General features: G+C 62.1%; 15 protein-coding genes and 1 pseudogene. 4 read left to right on the forward strand and 12 right to left on the reverse strand.

The window, feature by feature from the left end; genetic code table 11:
* Positions 1–96: 96 nt before the first annotated feature.
* Positions 97–1,374 carry a hypothetical protein gene (locus CLU93_RS25040; protein ID WP_143451810.1) on the reverse strand — a complete coding sequence of 426 codons (1,278 nt, stop codon included), beginning with the start codon at positions 1,372–1,374 and terminating at the stop codon, positions 97–99.
* On the opposite strand from CLU93_RS25040, the pseudogene CLU93_RS28865 reads away from it, so the two are divergent.
* Positions 1,298–1,508, forward strand: a pseudogene (locus CLU93_RS28865) (IS3 family transposase); the annotation flags it as partial. The gene CLU93_RS25040 and the pseudogene CLU93_RS28865 overlap by 77 nt on opposite strands.
* 953 nt (positions 1,509–2,461) lie before the next feature.
* On the opposite strand, the gene CLU93_RS25050 reads toward CLU93_RS28865, so the two are convergent.
* From CLU93_RS25050 to CLU93_RS25070, 5 genes are all read right to left on the reverse strand, one after another.
* The gene (locus CLU93_RS25050) at positions 2,462–3,931 is read right to left on the reverse strand and encodes an aminotransferase-like domain-containing protein (RefSeq protein WP_099763811.1); all 1,470 of its coding nucleotides are present in this window, start codon (positions 3,929–3,931) and stop codon (positions 2,462–2,464) included.
* Positions 3,932–3,941: 10 nt separating this feature from the next.
* A complete protein-coding gene (locus CLU93_RS25055; RefSeq protein WP_099763812.1) occupies positions 3,942–4,526 on the reverse strand; it encodes a LysE family translocator in 585 nt (194 codons plus the stop codon).
* Between the two features lie 218 nt (positions 4,527–4,744).
* Positions 4,745–5,197, reverse strand: a complete 453-nt coding sequence (locus tag CLU93_RS25060) for a PaaI family thioesterase (RefSeq protein WP_034748275.1) — start codon at positions 5,195–5,197, stop codon at positions 4,745–4,747.
* 71 nt (positions 5,198–5,268) lie between these two features.
* The gene (locus CLU93_RS25065) at positions 5,269–5,793 is read right to left on the reverse strand and encodes a MarR family winged helix-turn-helix transcriptional regulator (protein WP_099763813.1); all 525 of its coding nucleotides are present in this window, start codon (positions 5,791–5,793) and stop codon (positions 5,269–5,271) included.
* Between the two features lie 45 nt (positions 5,794–5,838).
* A complete protein-coding gene (locus CLU93_RS25070; protein WP_257225089.1) occupies positions 5,839–7,011 on the reverse strand; it encodes a citrate synthase family protein in 1,173 nt (390 codons plus the stop codon).
* A gap of 100 nt (positions 7,012–7,111) precedes the next feature.
* Here CLU93_RS25070 and CLU93_RS25075 point away from each other — a divergent pair, with 100 nt between their 5' ends.
* On the forward strand, positions 7,112–8,671 hold the full coding sequence (locus tag CLU93_RS25075) for an FAD-dependent oxidoreductase (protein WP_099763815.1): 1,560 nt from the start codon (positions 7,112–7,114) through the stop codon (positions 8,669–8,671).
* 17 nt (positions 8,672–8,688) lie between these two features.
* Here the strand turns inward: CLU93_RS25075 and CLU93_RS25080 are convergent, their stop codons facing one another.
* From CLU93_RS25080 to CLU93_RS25090, 3 genes are all read right to left on the reverse strand, one after another.
* Entirely contained in the window at positions 8,689–9,147 is a 459-nt protein-coding gene (locus CLU93_RS25080; RefSeq protein ID WP_099763816.1) for a hypothetical protein, read from the reverse strand.
* 31 nt (positions 9,148–9,178) lie between these two features.
* Positions 9,179–9,400, reverse strand: a complete 222-nt coding sequence (locus CLU93_RS25085) for a DUF6434 domain-containing protein (protein WP_099763817.1) — start codon at positions 9,398–9,400, stop codon at positions 9,179–9,181.
* Positions 9,401–9,472: 72 nt separating this feature from the next.
* The gene (locus CLU93_RS25090; RefSeq protein WP_180287936.1) at positions 9,473–10,354 is read right to left on the reverse strand and encodes a LysR family transcriptional regulator; all 882 of its coding nucleotides are present in this window, start codon (positions 10,352–10,354) and stop codon (positions 9,473–9,475) included.
* A 97-nt stretch (positions 10,355–10,451) separates the two neighbouring features.
* Between CLU93_RS25090 and CLU93_RS25095 the strand changes: the two genes are divergently transcribed.
* Both CLU93_RS25095 and CLU93_RS25100 read left to right on the forward strand, forming a co-directional pair.
* The gene (locus tag CLU93_RS25095) at positions 10,452–11,030 is read left to right on the forward strand and encodes a GNAT family N-acetyltransferase (RefSeq protein ID WP_180287937.1); all 579 of its coding nucleotides are present in this window, start codon (positions 10,452–10,454) and stop codon (positions 11,028–11,030) included.
* Positions 11,031–11,158: 128 nt separating this feature from the next.
* Positions 11,159–12,646, forward strand: coding sequence for an MFS transporter (locus CLU93_RS25100; RefSeq protein ID WP_306595374.1), 1,488 nt, complete (start codon positions 11,159–11,161; stop codon positions 12,644–12,646).
* 4 nt (positions 12,647–12,650) lie between these two features.
* On the opposite strand, the gene CLU93_RS25105 is transcribed toward CLU93_RS25100, so the two are convergent.
* The 3 genes from CLU93_RS25105 to CLU93_RS25115 form a co-directional block, all read right to left on the reverse strand.
* Complete coding sequence (locus tag CLU93_RS25105) at positions 12,651–13,709, reverse strand: alpha/beta fold hydrolase (RefSeq protein WP_099763821.1); 1,059 nt, start codon at positions 13,707–13,709, stop codon at positions 12,651–12,653.
* Positions 13,710–13,822: 113 nt separating this feature from the next.
* The gene (locus CLU93_RS25110; RefSeq protein ID WP_099763822.1) at positions 13,823–15,274 is read right to left on the reverse strand and encodes an alpha/beta fold hydrolase; all 1,452 of its coding nucleotides are present in this window, start codon (positions 15,272–15,274) and stop codon (positions 13,823–13,825) included.
* An 85-nt stretch (positions 15,275–15,359) separates the two neighbouring features.
* Entirely contained in the window at positions 15,360–17,681 is a 2,322-nt protein-coding gene (locus tag CLU93_RS25115; RefSeq protein ID WP_099763823.1) for a heavy metal translocating P-type ATPase, read from the reverse strand.
* Between the last annotated feature and the right edge of the window lie 11 nt (positions 17,682–17,692).

Raw genomic sequence — 17,692 nt, forward strand, 5'->3', positions numbered from 1 at the left:
GGTTACCTGTGCGAGGCTGACCAATCTACTAATAGCCGCGCATGGGAAGTAATGTTCGAAAAATGTGTGCGATTTCATCTACCTTGCTGCTATGTGCTAAGGACTGTAGAACTGGCTAAGGCGTCCATTAGGATCGATCCTTAAGATGAAGTAATCTCCATTGAAGAGTACTGCCATGCGCCCTGATCTGACAAACTCTCCCGAGTTCGTCGCGAAGTGAAGAGCAAGCTCTTCGCGAATACTATCTAAGACTTTCTCGATCAGGTCCTTAAGGTCCGTCAGCTCATAAGGAAGGACAGTCTTTCCCTTAAAATTACCAACCTGATAGGCATCTATGTGTCGAATTACAATGTGCAGGTAGGATTGCAAATCCCAGAAGACTTGATTTTTCCCGTGCAGTAGAACAGACGGGGCAAACTCAATGGCGTTAGCAAGTATACTTTGCGCAGCATCACTGTCTAACGTCAATGACCGGTCTCCTGATTTCGCTCTCTCAAACTCAGCGCATACAGCGCCAAGTGCCGCTACTCGCTTAACGAATTCGTAGCTGGCTTTGGCTTCTAACTCTTCCTTGGTCAGAGCATTTCGTGCAGCTTTCGCGTTCAACGATGCAAGTTGAATGTTGACGTTCTCGCTTGCAGACTTCACAGTAAAGCCAAAAGTTTCAAGGAGGCGATTATTGATTGTATTGTTTCGCATCCCCAGCATTGTTCCGACCAAGTCTTCTTTTTCATAATCGATCAACGCAGTTCCGCCGTTATGTTTCATGATCAGATAATTTACTAGTAGCTTCTGTGCGTCTATCTTTGAAAAGTCAGCTTCAACTAAAACAATGTTCGGCACACTTTTCTTGCCTGTTGGGTGACGGAGCGGATGGCGATTAAATGTTGCGTAAGAGATCTTAAGGAGGTCCTTGATAGCGACGCCCTTGTACTTTAAAGTCTTTCTTTGTTGAACAGTTAGCGCAGGATCTCGGCAGTCTATGCGCAGAACCGTTAGATCGTTATAAGCTGAGTTACTATTCGCAAGCTCGTCTTTTTGCTCGTTCATGTCAACTTTGTTGAACAGAACCCCGGTGACCATGTGTCCGTAGTCAGTTTCAGCTTTACTGTTGTTCCGAAACATAAAACAGGTCATGTTTCTTTCAATACCAATCATCTCATGCAGGTCGCGCAGTTGAAACTCCTTCCCCGCAACTTCAACTCCAGGTATGCCTATCGAGTACAAGTCTGCTATTTCGTATGTGCCAATCAATGCATTCTCCAGTACTGCTTCGATAGAAGATCGCCAAGTCTTCACTAGGCGAGGAACTTGCTGGAACAAGGCCGCGATTGGAAGATTCTTCTCGACGCTGAAAACAGAACGGTTTAGCAAGAGGAACTGCCGGACTGGGATGAATTACGCGCCGATGTTTTCTACTACACAGAAGGTTCTACAATGCACGGCGCCGATACTCAACAATTGGCAATATCAGCCCAGTACAGTTTGAAAATCTAAAATGCGCCTAGCGGAAGTGTCCGTGCTGCTGATGGAATGCTAGTTGGTATTAGCGGCGGCACTACCACCAACTGTTCTGGAGTAATTTAAAATGTCTGGTTTTGGCCGAACCCAACCGTTCGGCTCAGCATAGCAGGTTACCAGGGTGAAAATATAGCGGCTGCATCGGCAGGCTGCATTCGCCGCAATGCAGATAATCTGCGGACACTTCCAAATCAAATCAGTTCCCTATTACAAATATTTAATCTGTCTAGGATCGGTAAATCGCTAACACCATGGGAACAAGAAGGATAATAAAGACAACTATGCGAAGAGCATAGGTTCCCGGAACTCGCGCCGATGGATTTCTCTTTTCTACAATCAGTGACCAAGCAAAGCCCGACAGGCTGGTAACCAGTGCGGGAATTACGAGAAGCCCCAAGATCAGAAGTCCTTCGCCTACCGTGCTCATCCTGAAGGGGGCTGGGGCGACTATTGCGAAGAATCGGTAAAAGCCAAAGATAATTACAACGACTCCGAAAAGCATGAGGGCGTTTGCAAGCTTCAGTTTTTTGTACGGAGTCATAATTTGTAGTTTATTCAATTTTCGTAAAGGTGCACAAGACTTTTTTAGGTCAATGATCATCGCAAAGTGCAAAAACGCGAAGGGCCGCTATTGGCCTATTGTGTTGAAAATGTCGAGCGGCAACCATTTCGGTCTGTCTCAGACCTCCAAGCAGTCGGTGATCGCTCAATAGCGTCGGTTCTGGCCAGTCCAGGCTGGCAGGATTTCTATCTAAACATCAACATACCCGCATTTTTCAACACAATAGACCGATAACGGACGTCCTGAATGCTTCAGTGTATGGCGTTGTTATTCCTTTGGCAAGAAGTAGACAGGCGAGTAGCTTTGCAACGACCTCAACCGCATGAGGCAGCCTATCGAAGGCGATGCCGGCCAGGAATCCGGGGACAACAAATCCTGCTAAGCATCCTTGCGCGCGATGCTGGCGGCGGCGCTGGCGCGGGCCAGGCTTGAGCGCGCGCCAGCCACCGCGCGCAGGCGTTCTTCAAGGTAGGTGCTTACGCGCGGATGCTGGCTGAAGGCGACGTTGAAGCGGATGTGCTGGTCGGGTGTGTCGTTGGCCGAGAACGCGGCGCCGCGCATCAGCAGGATCTTGTTGCGGTAGGCGTCCTGCACCAGCAAGTCCACGTCCAGCCCTTCGGGCATGCTGCCCCACAGGAAAATGCCTGCGTCGCCGGGCTGCTCGAACAGCACGCCAGCCGCGCTCAGTTGCCGCGTGCTGGCATTGCGCGCCACCATGATCTTGCGTTGCAGCCGCTCCAGGTGCTTGCGCAGGTTGCCGGCCTTGAGCACTTCCAGCAACACGTATTCGTTCAGCGCCGGCAACGTCATGATCGAATGGATCTTGGTGCGCATCAGCAGCTTGAGCAGGGCGGGTGCTGCGGCCAGGTAGCCCATGCGCAGGGCCGGGCTCAGCGCCTTGCACAGGCTGGAGTAGTAAATCACGCCGTCGAGTCCGGACAGCGACGCCAGCCGCGTGCTGTGGCCCGGCTGGAAATGGCCGTGCACGTCATCTTCGGCGATCAGGAAGCCGTACTGCTGCGCCATGATCAGCACCTTGTGCAGGTTGGCGGCGCTGCTGCTCCACCCGGTGGGATTGTGCAAGGCCGTCTGCATGAACAGCAGGCGCGGACGGTGCACGCGGCAGGCCGCTTCCAGTTCGTCCAGGTCGAGGCCATCGGGGCGGCGCTGGATCGGTACCAGGCGCACGCCGTCCTGGCGAAGCCGGCCGAACATCAGGAAGTATCCGGGGTCTTCCACCAGCACCGTATCGCCGGGCTGCAGGAAGGTGCGGCAGATCAGATCGATGGCATGGGTGCCGCCGAACGTGGTGAGGATGTGGCCGGCGTCCGCGGCAATGCCGATGCCGCGCATCAGCAGCGCGATTTGCTCGCGCAGTTCGGCCAGCCCTTGCGGCGGACAGCGCGAGGCCATGCCGGCCGCGCTGCGCGCCAGGCCACGTTGTACGGCGGCCGCCGGCAGCGCATCCTGCAGCCAGGTGGGCGGCAGGGCGCCGCTGCTGGCCAGCAGCACGCCCGGCCGCTGGTCGTTCACTTGCTGGCTCAGCCAGACCGGCTCCTGCTCCTGGCCCGCTTCCAGCGCCACCTCGTCGGGGATGGCGCGGCTGGCGTCCATTGGCGCGCAGATGAAGAAGCCTGTCGTGCCGTGCGTATCGATGACGCCGGCGGCCACCAGCCTGTCATACGCCACCACCACGGTGTTGGTGCTGACCGCGAGCTGCGTGGCGAGCTGGCGGATCGACGGCAGCCTGGTCCCGCCAGGCAGGACGCGTTGCGCGATCTGCTGGCGCAATGCGGCCTCGATCTGCTTGAACAGGGCGATGGGTGAGGAGCGGTCGATGGCGAACATGGGCGGAAGTTTAACGTAAAAACATCACTGCGAGGACCAGCAGGATGCCACCCATCACCAGATTGAAGATGCGCTGGTTGCGGGGCGCTTTCAGCATGCTGCGGATCGACACGCCGAACAGCGCCCACATGGCGTTGCACGGCATGCCCACCACGGTGCCGGTCACGGACACCAGCAGCGCGCTGGCGAGCATGTTGCTGTGCGCAGGCATGAAGACGGACGCCATGGTGATCGCCTTGAGCCAGCTCTTCGGGTTCAGCGCCTGAAATAGCGCCGCCTGCGCAAACGATACGGCCTTCGGTGCACTGCTTCCCGCCACCGAGGCGCCGGCCAGCTTCCAGGCCAAAAACATCAGGTACAGCGCGCCCGCGATCCGCAGTACCTGCTGCGCCATCGGGTACGCGACGAACACGCTGCCCAGCCCCACGCACATGAGCATGGTCTGCACAAAGATGCCGGCCTGGATGCCGAGGATCACCGGCAGCGCGCCGCGATAGCCGAAATTGGCGCCGGTGGTGGCCAGCATGACGTTATTCGGCCCGGGCGTGGCGGACATCACAAAGCAATAGCTCATCAGGGGCAGGAGGTCGGTCATGGCAGGCAGTCGCAGCGTGGAGAAGGCCCCAGTCTAGAAGCCCGGCACGGCAGGGACAAGATACAAGGCACCGCGTACAGGCACATGCTGTATCAGTCGGACGACTGCTACAGGGGGATACCGGCCGCCTCGCCCCGCCACGCGCACGATCTCACAGGGCGGCGGCATACAGCGCGTCAGCGTCCCCGCCCCGGATCAGGTCGCGGTGCCGAACCGTATCAGGCGGCCGCTTGCTCGCGGGGGCGGATGATCATGCAGGTGGCGGTCGCGTGCGCGTACACTTTACCGGCCTCGTCGCGGATGGTGCCTTCCGAAATGACCAGGTTGCGGCCCGCATTGATGACTTTGCCTTCCGCGTAGACCGTCACGTTGAAGGGCAGGGGACGGCACATCTTGATGTTCAGGTCCGTCGTACCGTAGCTTTCGCCGGCCGGCAAGACCGTGTGCGTGGCGCAGCCCGTGACCGTGTCAAGCACGGTGGCGGCGAAACCGCCGTGCACGCCGCCCATGGGATTGGTGTGCGTTTCATTCGCCGTCGCCGTGAAGATGACTCTGCCATGTTCGACCGTGTGCGCATCCATGGGCATGGTCTTGGAAATGCCGGGCCGGGGAAACAGGCCTTGCGCGAAAGCTTGCATCAGTTGCAAGCCGGTCATGTCGTTGGGGTGCATGGGTAACTCCTGTGGGTTAGAAAGAGGGTATGAAAATGCTTCACCCAATGGCAATGACCGGGGTCAGACCCTCAGGGTCTGACCCCGGCTTTTGCCTGTGGGTTAGCTTGATCTTGCGCAAAACGCAGGCGCGAGGCGTGTAGCAGGAAGCGGGCGACGACGGCCAGTTCCTCCTCGCTGAAACCGGCTTTCAGTTGTGCATTCAGGCTGTCGAGCAGGGGCAGGGCGGCGGCCAGCACGTCGCCGCCCTTGGGCGACAGGTGCAAGGTGCCGGCGCGCGCGTCGAGCGCCGACTGGCCGCGCACGATCAGGCCGTTTTCTTCCATGCGCGCCACAAGGCCCGTCACGGCCGAGTTTTTCAGTTGCAACGCCCGCCCCAGATCTTTCAATTGGCAGCCTTCCTCGCCCTTCAGGGCGAACAGGGCGACGACTTGCGTGCCGGAAAATCCCAGTTCGCTGGTAAACACGGCGTCGGCCGAGCGGAACAGGTTCTGGCGCGCCAGGTTGAGCAGGTTGAACAGCCGTGGCGAACGCTCGCCCAGCGGGCAGGCTGCTGCATCGGGGAGGCCGGATTGGGGGGAGGTATTGGTACGCATGCGGAGTATACTACTACGTATGCGTAATAAATCAAGCGACTATTTTCAGTCGCGCTGGTGGCGTCCGATGTAGCGGGCACGCGGACGGATCAGGGCTGCGCTGGCGGCTTGCTCGACCGCATGCGCGATCCAGCCGGCCGAGCGGGCCAGCGCAAACACGCTCATGCCCGCGCCCTCGGGCCAATCAAACGCCAGCTCCATGGCGGCCAGTGCCAGGTCGGCATTCGGCCTGGCATCGAGCAACTCGCCTGCCGCCGTGCACACGGCCAGGATGGCGTCCAGCTGCGGGTTCTCGTGCGCCAGCGTCGACAGAATTCCCAGCAGATACGCGGCGCGCGGATCGCCCAGCGGATACAGCGGGTGGCCAAAGCCGGAAAATTCCGGCGCGATGGTCTTGTAATAGGCGCCGATGGCATCCCTGGCGTCTGGCGCGTCCAGCGCCTGCATCAACATGCGCCGCGCCGCCGCGCTGCCACCGCCATGCTTGTTTCCGGACAGGGCTGCCAAGCCCGCGCCCAATGCGGCGGGCAAGCTGGCGCCCGTCGAAGCGACGCAGCGCACGGCAAAGGTCGACGTGTTCAATTCATGGTCGGCCAGCAACACCAGCGCGGCGCGCAGCAGTTCAGTTTGCTCCGCATCGGCTTGCCACGCCTGGGCCAGCTGCTGGTGCAGCGGCAGGGCGGACGGCGCCGTCTGCAGCAGGGCGGCGGCCACCAGGCGCATCAATGCCGGGCCAGACTGCAGCGCGTGTGGCATGTCCGCTGGAGCCAGCATGGCCATGGCCAGCATGGCGCGCGCCAGCGGCGGCGCATCGGGCGCACTGGCCAGGTCCTGCTGCTGGACGGGCGCATCCTGCCGGAAATAGTCACTCGCACCATCGTCCCACAGCAGGCTGGCGGCCGCTTCCAAGGTCGCGGACTCTGCCAATGCCGTCACATCGCAGCCGCGGTACAGCAATCGGCCATCGAGAATCTGGGAAATCTGCGTCTCCAGCACGGGCAAGCCCCAGTGCATGGCGGCCACGGCCGTCTGGCCGCCCCGTTTGGCGTCGTTCTTGCGTGCCGCCAGGCGCAGCACGTCTTCCTGCGGGTAGCGCTTGCGGCGCGATTGCCCGTTGCTGACGGAGGCCAGCAAGCCCCGGCTCACGTAGGAATACAGGGTGGGCAGGCTGACGCCCAAGAGGCGCGCCGCGTCAAGAGCGGACAGATCGTTGTTCATGGCGGCCATTGTAGCGGCTCTCACTTTATATTGATTGATGGAATCAAGATTGACGGGCGGGCCGGCGTGTCACTAGACTCATGCCTTTCCAGGAGTCTGCATGAGCACATTTACCATCCGCACCCTGCGTCCCGACGACGCAGCGCCCTTGCTGGCCTTCGAGCAAGCCAACCGGGCTTGGTTCGAGCGCCATATCGACGGGCGCCCGGACGATTTTTACAGCGATGACGGCATCCACGCGCACGTCGCGCAATTACTGGATGAGCACGCACAGGGGCGCATGCACCCCTGCGTCATCGTGGGTGAGCACGGAGAATTGATCGGCCGCGCCAACCTCAAGGACATCGACCGGCAGCAAGGCGTGGCCGAAGTCGGCTACCGCATCGGCGAACAGCAGGCGGGCAAGGGCCTGGCCACGGCCGCGCTGCACCACCTGATCGCTCTGGCGCAAGACGAGTGGCAGCTGCAACGCCTGTGCGCCTGCGCCATCGACGGCAATGCGGCGTCGATCCGCGTGCTGGAGCGCTGCGGTTTCGTGCAGGGATTGCCCGTGCCCGATATCGCCATCGTGGCAGGCAACGTTGTCGATGGCCATGTCTACAAGCTGGAGCTGCGGGCAGCTCCCCAGCGCATCGTCGTCATCGGCGCCGGCATCGTCGGCGCGTCGCTGGCCTACCACCTGGCCAGCAAGGGTGCAAAAGTCACCGTCGTCGAGGCGGGCGGCATCGCATCCGGCGTGACGGGCACCTCGTTTGCCTGGATTAACACGTCCTGTGCCGGACCGGACCCCATAGCGGCCCTGCGCGGCGGCGCCATCGCTGCCTGGCGCCAGCTGGAAACGCAGGTACCCGGATTGACGCTGCGCTGGCATGGCGCCTTGTCGTATGGCACGCAGGATGGGCGGGTGTCGCCCGAATCCATCTTGATTGACCGCCCGCGCATTGCACAGCTTGAACCGCAGCTGCGGCAGCCGCCGCAACAGGCCGTCCACGAGCCGGAGCAGGGTGCCCTCGACGCCGTTGCCGCCACACACGCCTTGCTGGCAGCGGCCCAGGTGCTCGGTGCAACCGTCCGCACGCGCACGCCCGTGCTGGGCTTTGCGGTGCGGGACGCGCGGGTGACGGGCGTGGCAACGGCCGCTGGCGTCATCGAGGCCGATATGGTCGTGCTGGCGGCAGGCACGGGTACTGCCGCGCTGGCGCAGAAACTGGGCGCCAGCCTGCCGATTCACGCCTCGCCCGCCATCTTCCTGCGCTACCAGGCGCCACCCGGCCTGGTGCGCGGCATCATTTCCAGCCATGCAATGGAAGTGCGGCAAGCCGAAGACGGCACCATGCTGGCAGCGGAGGACTATGTGGACGACGCGCCGGACAACCAGCCCGCCGCGATCGCGCAACGCACGGCCAGCGCGATCCGGGAAGAACTTGCCGGCGCCGAAGCCATCGCGCCGGCATTCGCCTGCATCGGCCTGCGCCCCATGCCCTTGGACGGCGTGCCCGTCATTGGCTATTTGCCGCAGGTGGAAGGCGCGTACGTGTGCGCCATGCATCCGGGCGTGGTGCTGGCCGCCATCGTGGGCCAGCTGGCCAGCGGGGAAATCGTCGATGATGAGCCGGCATCAGCCCTGGAGGCTTGCCGGCCCGCGCGCTTCCAGGCCTGATTGTGGCGCGCTGATTCCTACGGAACAGGCACGACAAACACGGGCAGGACGAACGGCGCGGCTTCCTGCTCATCGCCTTGCTCCGACGGTGCCTGCATGTAATTCTCGTTGCGCCAGTCCCCGTTCACCACGCGGTCAGCGATCAGAGATAAATCCTGCGTTTCGCGCAGCGCGCAGCGAAACGGCAGCCGACCATGCGAGCGCGACACCAGGCTGAAGCGCAACTGGCGGCATTGCGCATCGTGCCAGCAATACAACAGCATCTCCTCGCCAGCGAGCGCGCTGCTGCGCGCCGCGATCACTTCACCGATGAACTCGACGATATCGGCCGCATGAATCTGCGGCGTTTCCTCGTCCGTGGGCGAAAAGCTCCACATATTGGTCATCGCTTCGTGATTGATGTCGTCGGGATCGATCTCCACGGCATCGTCTTTTGCCATGGCGAGCCAGTTGTTGATGGCGGTTGAGTGAATCATGTAAAGCTTTCAGTACCTATTAATTATTTATTTACGCATCACCGGCCTGATTATGCCGACGCGTCCATTCATCCGCGACATCGCCCATGGTTTTCACCGCGCCATCGCGTATCCAGGCCATGAAATCGCGGTCAAGCTTGAATTCGGGGCCGCACTTGTGAAGCAAGAAGCGCCTGACGTTTTGCGTGTTGCGGTAGTTGGCATCAACGACCGTGTGCCGGGTGATGACGCCGCCATGCCAATCGAAATTCATGCTGTATTCCTTGAATGTCCAGAGCGTGCCATTTTAGATCATGGGCGCCAGCTCGGCGACTGTCCAGCCGTCTCACCCCCTCGGCCCGTCCAATAACAACTCCGCCAGCCTGGTCGTCAGCCACAAACTCGTCTCGCTCAGTTTCTTCCCGTGGATCGACAGCCGCCGCACCGGCAAGCGCGACAAGGCCAGCGCCGGGCAGGGCACTTCCTGCAAATACCCTTTGTAGTTATCGTAATTGGCAATATTCAGCGGCAAAATCGCCCAACCCAGCTCGTCCGCGACCATTTCGGCAATACTGTAAAAACTGTCGGAAAACCAGACGGCGGGGCTGAAGGCGTGTTCGCGGTTGAGGTCGGAATCCATGATCAGCTGGCGGTAGCGGGTCAGCTCGTTGCGGCTCACTTCCTGGCCGTGCGCCATCGGGTGGCCTTTGGCCACGAACACGCCTTGCGCCACGCTGCCGATGTGCTGCTGTTCCAATATGGGCGAGATGGGGCCGCGGTCAAAATGAAAAGCCACGTCGGCTTGCTGCTGCTCCACGTATTGCGCCACTTCCGAGGCCGTGGCGTTGAGCATCACCAGTTCCAGCGCCGGGTAGCGCGCCGCCAGTTCCTTGACCAGCTTGCTGATGGCCAGGTAGGGCAGGGCTTCGTCCAGTGCCAGGGTCAGCTGGGCTTCGGGCGCTTCGCTCAGCAGTTGGGCGCGCAGTTGCAAGCGCTCGGCCTGGCGCAGCAGTTCGCACGCTTCCAGGTGCATCACCTTGCCCGCTTCCGTCAGCACGGCGCTGCGGCGCGAGCGGTCGAACAATTCCACGCCAAATTCCGCTTCCAGCAAGCCAATCGAGGTGCTGACCACCGATTGCGCGCGGCCCAACCGGCGCGCCGCGCCCGAGAAAGAACCGGCCGCGACGGCCGCTTCAAAGTAGCGCATTTGTTCCAAAGTCCATTGCATGGCATCCACCTATCTGTTTTACAGATAGATTTTAACTTGAATGCCATTCAGGGGCGACATAAAATGCCTTTACTAATTCAATAACATGAGATCCGCCATGAAAAACGTCCACGCCAATTCCCCCGTCATCAGCTTTGACTGGTGTCACGACGCCACCGCCGAAGATGCGCTGTGCAAGTTATATCTTGATAACGTCAGCGCCGACTATATCTCCCATTCTGAGCTGCAGGGCGAACGCGCCGATGCGCCAGGCAACTGGCGCGCGGACTTGCCTGAGGTGATACGCAGCGAAATCCGCGCCGCCCTGTCGCATGACTGGGCGCATGGCGATTCGACCCTGCTGGCTGTCGCCACTGCTGGCGACGCCATCGTCGGCATGGCCCTCGTTTCCATCGACACGCGCCAGCGCGCTTCGAAATCGTTCGCCGCGCTCGATGACCTGGTCTTGCTGCCCGCCGTGCGCGGCAGCGGCATCGGCAGCAAGTTGGTGGAGTGGGTAGCCGACGAGCTGCGCGGCCACGGCATCGCCCGTTTATTCCTCGAATGCGGCGCGCACAACCTGACGGCGCAACAATTCTTCCAGGGCCGTGGCTTCAAGCAAGTGTCCGTCGTCATGCTGCGCGAACTCGACGCAATGTCCGCCGCGGTGGATGACAAGGATGGCGACCGTGGCTGACGCCCGCCGCCCCCGACCAGCCCAGGCCCGTGGCAGCCTGGAACGTAAATATTTGCGCAGCACCAAATTTATTCAAACCGACAGTTGTTAAAAGTTACACTAAAATCCATGAGTTGTTTATGCATCCAATGAAAAAATGGCTGACGCTGGCCATCGTCTCCAGCGCCTTATTCCTGATCGTGGTCGACATGACCGTGCTCTACACTGCCTTGCCCGCGCTGACGCGCGACTTGCAGGCATCCTCTTCACAAAAACTGTGGATCATCAACGTGTACGCGCTGGTCGTCTCCGGTCTGCTGCCCGGCCTCGGCACCCTCGGTGACCGCTTGAGCCACAAACCCGTTTTCCTCGCCGGCCTGGCCGTGTTCGGCATCGCCTCGCTGTGCGCCGCGTTTTCGCCCGCGCCGGAATGGCTGATCTTTGCCCGCATCCTGCTGGCCATCGGCGCCGCCTTGATGATGCCGGCCACCTTGTCCATCATCCGGTTGACGTTTACGGATAACCGCGAGCGCTCGTTCGCCATTGGCGTGTGGGCCGCGATTGCCTCGGGCGGCGCCGCGTTTGGCCCTGTGCTCGGTGGTTTCCTGATGGAACACTACTGGTGGGGCTCCGTCTTCCTGATCAACGTGCCCATCGTGCTGCTGACCCTGGTGCTGGCCGCCGTTGTCCTGCCGAAACGGGCCGGTAACCGCGACAAGCCGTGGGACTTGAAAGGTTCACTGCAAATCATGATGGGTCTGCTTGGTGGCGTGTATGCGATCAAGGAGCTGGGCAAGTCGCAGCCGTCGTATGCGCTGGCTGCCGCCTCGTTCGCCGTGGGCGCCTTCTTCATGCTGAAATTCGTGCGCCGCCAGAAGCGGCAAGCCAAGCCGCTGATCGACTTCGCCCTGTTCCGCGAACTGCCGTTTTCCAGCGCCGTAGCCGCCGCCATGGTGGCCTCGGCCGCCCTGATCGGCATGGAACTGGCACTGAGCCAGCACATGCAGCTGGTGCGGGAATTGTCGCCGCTGGAAGCGGGCTTGCTGCTGTTGCCGCTGCCGCTGGCATCCGTGTTTGCCGGTCCGCTGACGGGTTTCATGCTGCCGCGCGCCGACAAGGCCAAGGTATTGTGGGGTTCGCTGTTGCTGTCCGGCATCGGCATGGCCTCGTATCTGGTGCTGCATGACGCCGCCGTGTCGGCGCAAGTGGCCAGCCTGGTGATTTTGGGCCTGGGCCTGGGCGCCGTCATGACGGCCGCGTCGAGCGCCGTGATGCTGAACGTGGCGCCGCAGCAAGCCGGCATGGCCGCCTCGATCGAGGAAGTATCGTACGAGCTGGGCGCCGTCATCGGCGTCACGGTGCTGGGCACGATTCTGTCGGCCGTCTACAGCGCCACCCTGGTGATCCCGGAAAGCGCGGGACTGCTGCCGAATGCCCATGACACGCTCGATGCGGCGCTGCTGGCCGCCGAACAATTGCCGGCCGAACTTGGCTTGCAAGTGTCGGAACTGGCCCGTTCGGCCTTCGACAAGGCGTTTATTGTCGTGCTGGCCACGGCGTCAGGCATTTTGATGGTCTCGGCCATGGCGATTCGCCACTTGCATCTGCGGGCGCGCCGCGCGATCTGCTCGATCTGATCCGTCAACGCTTGAGCAGCGGCGCCACCTTCTCGCGCAAGACGGTCCATTGGGCGTCGAGCACGGCCTGGTTGGGGTCGTGCCCGGCGCGTTTCACCAGGGTAAAACTCTTGTACGGCGCCGTGATGCTGTCGAAATACGTGCGCGCGATGGCGGGCGAGGTCAGCAAGTCCGCTTCGCCCATAATGAAAAACACGGGCAAGTCAAAGCGCGTGCCCAGCGCGGGCAGGTCAACCTTGGCAAACATGCCGTCGCCGCGCAGGCCGATGAACTGGATGTACGAATAGTCATCGGCCGCCTCGGCGGCGGCCAGCGCTTGCGCCGTGGCGTAGAACGGCGCCGGCTGCCACCAGTGCTTGGGCGGCGCATCCGTTGCCAATCCTTCATATTTGCGGTCGAAACGGCGCAAGATGCCGAAGTTGCGCGGATCCGTCCATGGCGGCGCACCGAGCGCCGTCAGCTTGTCCACCGTGGGGGTATCGCCGGCCGCCTGCGCCAGCGCCATCACTTCCCGGTACATGCCGCTCTCATTGTCCCGCGCATTGACCACCTGCGCCGTGCCGACATACGCGTGGAACAGGTCGGGGCGCGCCTTGGCCATGTGCACGCCCAGAATCGATCCCCAGGAACTGCCCATCAAAATGACTTTTTGCTGGCCCAGGTGCTGCTGCAGATAGCGGGCCACGGCGATGCCGTCGTCGCGCATCTGTTCCACCTTCAAGGGCACGTCGTCCGTCGGGCGCTGTTTTGCATACGTCATGCCCGCGCCGCGCTGGTCCCATTGCACCAGCGTGTAGTGGCGTTCCCAGCCGGCATAGATGGCATCCGCGTACGGACTCAAGGCATTGCCCGGACCGCCATGGATGAACAGGATCACGGGATTGCCGCAGGCGGCGCCCGTGAGCGTGATCCATTGCCCGATGCCGTTGATGGGCACGTAACCTTGTTCGCGCACGGGCTGCGCGGGCGAGGCGCAGATGGTGCCAGCGGAAAAAGCGGGTTCGGCTGCCTGGACAAGCCCCAGGCCGGACAGTAGTGAAAGTACTGAACAGATTTTGCGCATATTATCCTGACAGAATGTTCCATAACGACGAGGCATCGGGAAAACGTTCAACCCGAAAGCAGAAACTGGGGTCGGACCCTGGGGGTCCGACCCCTTGCCTTGGGGTTTAATACTTACAATGTGCAATCCTGCACCGTCTTGCCGGCAATAAAGCGGGCGCTGGCCTGTTCAAAGCAGGCGGGCGCCGTCCATAAAATGAAATGCGGCGCGTTGTGCACGGTCGACAGGGCCACCTTGCCGGCCTTGCTCTGCGTCAAAGCCTGGACTTGCGCCTGCGCGCCCGCGTACGGCGTTTTCGGGTCCAGGGTTCCCTGCAGCACCAGCATCGGCGGCACTTTTGCCGGCAAAGCGCCGAAATAGACGTCGCGCGCGTAGGTCGGCAAGCCACCACCGAGCAGGATACGCGGCAGGGGACTGGTAAACAGCAAGTCCGCCTCGTCACGGTCGATGTCGGCGGCGGTCCAGCCAGGGCGCAACGATGGCTGCAGGTTGTTTTCCGAATTGCTGATGATGCTGACCAGCGGAATCGACAGCGGCGACTGGGGATAACTGCCCAGCCCGGCCGCCGCCTGCGTCAGCGTGGCGCGCACGGATGCCAGTTCCGTTTCGCCGCCCTGGTCCAGGTCGCGCAGCAGATACGCGATGCGGGCGCGCGCGGCCGGCACGTCGAGCATGCCACCGAGGAAGGTTTTCAGGTTCTTGCCCGGAATCTTCGCCAGCAGGGCGGGGTCGGCTTGCGCCTTGTCCAGCACGCGCCGGTACAGCGTTTCGGCCGGTTCACTCAGTGCCGCATGGCAAGATGCATCCGCGTCGCAGTTGGACAGCACTTGCATGCCGACCTGGTTGACCACCTGCGAGCGCTGGCTCAAGTCCCAGCGCGCATCCGTTTGCGGCGGCACCAGCGAATCAAAAATGACGCCCTGGACGGGCAGCGGCCCCAGCTGCAAGGTGCGCAAGACCAGCTGCGTGCCGTACGACACACTGTATACATACACGGGCGGTTTGGTGTGCTTGTGCCCCGTGCTCCGTTCGCCTTCGATCAAGGCCTTCAAGTCGCGCGCGGCCGTGGTGATGGAAAACTGCGCCGCGTATTCCGGCATCAGGTTGATGCCCGTAAAGCAGCTGGCCCATTCGGCGCCCGCCAGGGCGCGGCCGCCGGGACTTTGTTCGGATTCTTCCACCTTGCACAGGCGCGACGAATGTCCCGTGCCGCGGTGGTCGGGGATCAGGAATTCAAAGCCGGGAAAGCCGCGGCGCAAGGTGGGCAGCAGGCTGTAGAACGAGGCGCCCGATTCGCCGGGACCGCCCGCCACCAGCCACACAGTGCCCTTGGCGGGCTTGCCGGCAGGCACGTCGGCGGCAAACTTGCGCACGAAGACGTGCATGGCGTCCGCCTCGCCGACGGCGCGGCCCTGGGCATCGTAGCTGCCTGGCACGTTCAAGCCCGAGCACAGGCTGCCGGGAGCGGCCGTATCGGAGCAGGGCGTGAAAAACATCGGTTCGGCGTGCAGCGAGGTGCCAGCCAGCAGAGTGGTCAGCAGGGTCAGGCGGGGCAGGAAGGTCATCGGCTACTTTGGCGGCGGTGGGGAACAGCCGCCAAAGTAGCGTTTTTTACAGCAATTGTCCAGATGGAAATATTTCTGAGTGGGACTATGCTTGCTTGTTATTGCGCAGCAAGCGCAGCCCGTTGGCCACCACCAGCAAGCTGGCGCCCACGTCGGCGAACACGGCCATCCACAGGGTTGCCATGCCGGCCAGGGCCAAGCCGAAGAAGACGGCCTTGATGCCGATGGCAAAGCTGATGTTTTGCACGAGGATGCTGCGCGTGCGCTGGCTCAGGCTGATAAATTCGGGCAACTTGCCCAGTTCATCATCCATCAGGGCCACGTCCGCCGTTTCGATGGCCGTGTCGCTGCCGGCCGCGCCCATGGCAAAGCCGATGTCGGCCTGCGCCAGGGCCGGGGCATCGTTGACGCCGTCGCCGAGCATGGCCACCACGCCGAACTGCTGCTGCAAGGCCTTGATTTCATCGAGCTTGTTTTCCGGCAGCAATTCCGCCTTGACCAGGCTGACGCCCACCTCGGCCGCGATGCGCTGCGCCGTGAGCAAATTATCTCCCGTCAGCATCACGGTGGTCACGCCCAGCGCATTCAATCTGGCGATGGCCGCCGCTGCCGTTGGACGCAGCACGTCGGCCACGGCAATCACGCCCAGCGCGCCGGCCGGGCTGGCCAGCACCATGGCCGTGTACGCTTGCTGCTCCAGCCGCGCCAGGATGGCTTGTAGCTCCGGCGTCAGGAGCTTCAATTCCGTCATCAGGCGCGCATTGCCCAAGTAATACGTCTGGCCATCGATATTGCCTTGCACGCCGCGCCCATGCAGGGCGGCAAACTGGGTCACGGGCAGGTGGCTGCCGGCGGGTGGCCCCGCCTTGACGATGGCGGCAGCCAGCGGGTGGGCGGAGTTCGCGTCCAGGCTGGCGGCCAGCAGCAGGATGGCGTCGCGGTCGCTGCCTTCCAAGGCCACCACGTCCGTCACGGCCGGTTTGCCCATGGTCAGGGTGCCCGTCTTGTCGACGGCGATGGCCTTGATGCGATAACCCGTTTCCAGGAATTGCCCGCCTTTGACCAGGATGCCGCGCCGCGCGGCCGCCGTCAGGCCGCTGACCACGGTCACCGGCGTGGAGATGACCAGCGCACATGGGCAAGCGATGACCAGCATCACCAGGGCCTTGTAGACCCAGGCCATGAAGGGCTGGCCCAGCAGCAGTGGTGGCAGCACGGCGACCAGAATGGCAAACACGACCACGGCGGGCGTGTAGTAGCGCGCAAAATTGTCGACAAAGCGCTGCGTCGGAGCCTGTTTTCCCTGCGTTTCCTCGATCACCTTGACGATCTTGGCCAGCGTGCTGTTGCCGCTGTTGGCCGTCACGGTGACGTCGAGCAAGCCCCGTTCATTGATGGTGCCCGCATACACGACGTCGCCCACAGCTTTGTCCACCGGCATGCTTTCACCCGTGATCGGCGCCTGGTTGACGGACGACTCGCCGCTTTGCACGATGCCGTCGAGGGCGATGCGCTCGCCCGGTTTCACGCGCATGGTTGCGCCGATGGCCACCGTGGCCACGCTGACCTGGCTCCAGGCGCCGCTGGCATCGGCCACCGTCGCCGTGTCGGGCGCCAGCTGCATCAGGCTGTGCACGGCGTTACGCGCGCGGTTCAGCGACAAGCCCTCGATCAGCTCGGCAATGGCGAACAGGAAGATGACCATGGCCGCTTCCGGCCACTGGCCGATGGCGATGGCGCCGAAGACTGCCAGGCTCATCAGGAAGTTGATGTTCAGGGTGAACGTTTTCAGGGCAATCCAGCCCTTTTTCAGGGTTGGCCAGCCGCCCGTGGCGATCGACAGCAGGGCCAGGGCGATGACGAGGGGCGAACTGTCTTCGTGCGTGGTCCACGCCAGCGCCTCGGCGCCGGCAGCGGCCAGGCCGGAAACCACCAGCAAGCCTTTTTGCAGGCTGCTCAGGCTGCCTTCATTCGGGTCGCGCGCGACGACCGCGTCCGCTTCCATGGGAATCGCTTCCATGCCGATGCCGTGCAGGGCCGCCTCCACCGTGGCCAGGGAGGGCAAGGTGTGGTGCACGTCGAGCACGCGGTTCATCAGGTTGAAATCGAGACCCACCACGCCCGCCATCGTGGCCAGCTTGTTGCGGATCAGGCGTTCTTCCGTGGGGCAATCCATGTTGGCGATGCGGTATTTGGCCGTGCTCGCGCCGGCGATGGGGGCGCTGGGCAGCGCTGGGCCGGATGGGGCGGCAGGCGTGGACGAGCACGCATGCTGGCTGGAACAGCAGCCGGCCGCCTTGGGCGCTGGGCTGGGTTCGTGCGCATGCTTGTGCTCATGCTCATGCTCATGGTCATGGGCATGGTCGTGCTTGTGGTCGTGCACGTGATTATGGCTATCGTGTGGCATCGCATCATCCT

The organism is Janthinobacterium sp. 35 (assembly GCF_002754575.1).
Lineage (GTDB): Bacteria > Pseudomonadota > Gammaproteobacteria > Burkholderiales > Burkholderiaceae_D > Janthinobacterium > Janthinobacterium tructae.

Excerpts from the sequence above, each read along its gene's own strand:
- CLU93_RS25115 (WP_099763823.1), bottom strand. The coding sequence starts at position 17,681 with ATGCCACACGATAGCCATAATCACGTGCACGACCACAAGCACGACCAT.
- CLU93_RS25080 (WP_099763816.1), bottom strand. The coding sequence starts at position 9,147 with ATGATTCACTCAACCGCCATCAACAACTGGCTCGCCATGGCAAAAGAC.
- CLU93_RS25050 (WP_099763811.1), bottom strand. The coding sequence starts at position 3,931 with ATGTTCGCCATCGACCGCTCCTCACCCATCGCCCTGTTCAAGCAGATC.
- CLU93_RS25100 (WP_306595374.1), top strand. The coding sequence starts at position 11,159 with ATGAAAAAATGGCTGACGCTGGCCATCGTCTCCAGCGCCTTATTCCTG.
- CLU93_RS25090 (WP_180287936.1), bottom strand. The coding sequence starts at position 10,354 with ATGCAATGGACTTTGGAACAAATGCGCTACTTTGAAGCGGCCGTCGCG.
- CLU93_RS25110 (WP_099763822.1), bottom strand. The coding sequence starts at position 15,274 with ATGACCTTCCTGCCCCGCCTGACCCTGCTGACCACTCTGCTGGCTGGC.
- CLU93_RS25075 (WP_099763815.1), top strand. The coding sequence starts at position 7,112 with ATGAGCACATTTACCATCCGCACCCTGCGTCCCGACGACGCAGCGCCC.
- CLU93_RS25065 (WP_099763813.1), bottom strand. The coding sequence starts at position 5,793 with ATGCGTACCAATACCTCCCCCCAATCCGGCCTCCCCGATGCAGCAGCC.
- CLU93_RS25095 (WP_180287937.1), top strand. The coding sequence starts at position 10,452 with ATGAAAAACGTCCACGCCAATTCCCCCGTCATCAGCTTTGACTGGTGT.
- CLU93_RS25070 (WP_257225089.1), bottom strand. The coding sequence starts at position 7,011 with ATGAACAACGATCTGTCCGCTCTTGACGCGGCGCGCCTCTTGGGCGTC.
- CLU93_RS25055 (WP_099763812.1), bottom strand. The coding sequence starts at position 4,526 with ATGACCGACCTCCTGCCCCTGATGAGCTATTGCTTTGTGATGTCCGCC.
- CLU93_RS25060 (WP_034748275.1), bottom strand. The coding sequence starts at position 5,197 with ATGCACCCCAACGACATGACCGGCTTGCAACTGATGCAAGCTTTCGCG.
- CLU93_RS25085 (WP_099763817.1), bottom strand. The coding sequence starts at position 9,400 with ATGAATTTCGATTGGCATGGCGGCGTCATCACCCGGCACACGGTCGTT.
- CLU93_RS25105 (WP_099763821.1), bottom strand. The coding sequence starts at position 13,709 with ATGCGCAAAATCTGTTCAGTACTTTCACTACTGTCCGGCCTGGGGCTT.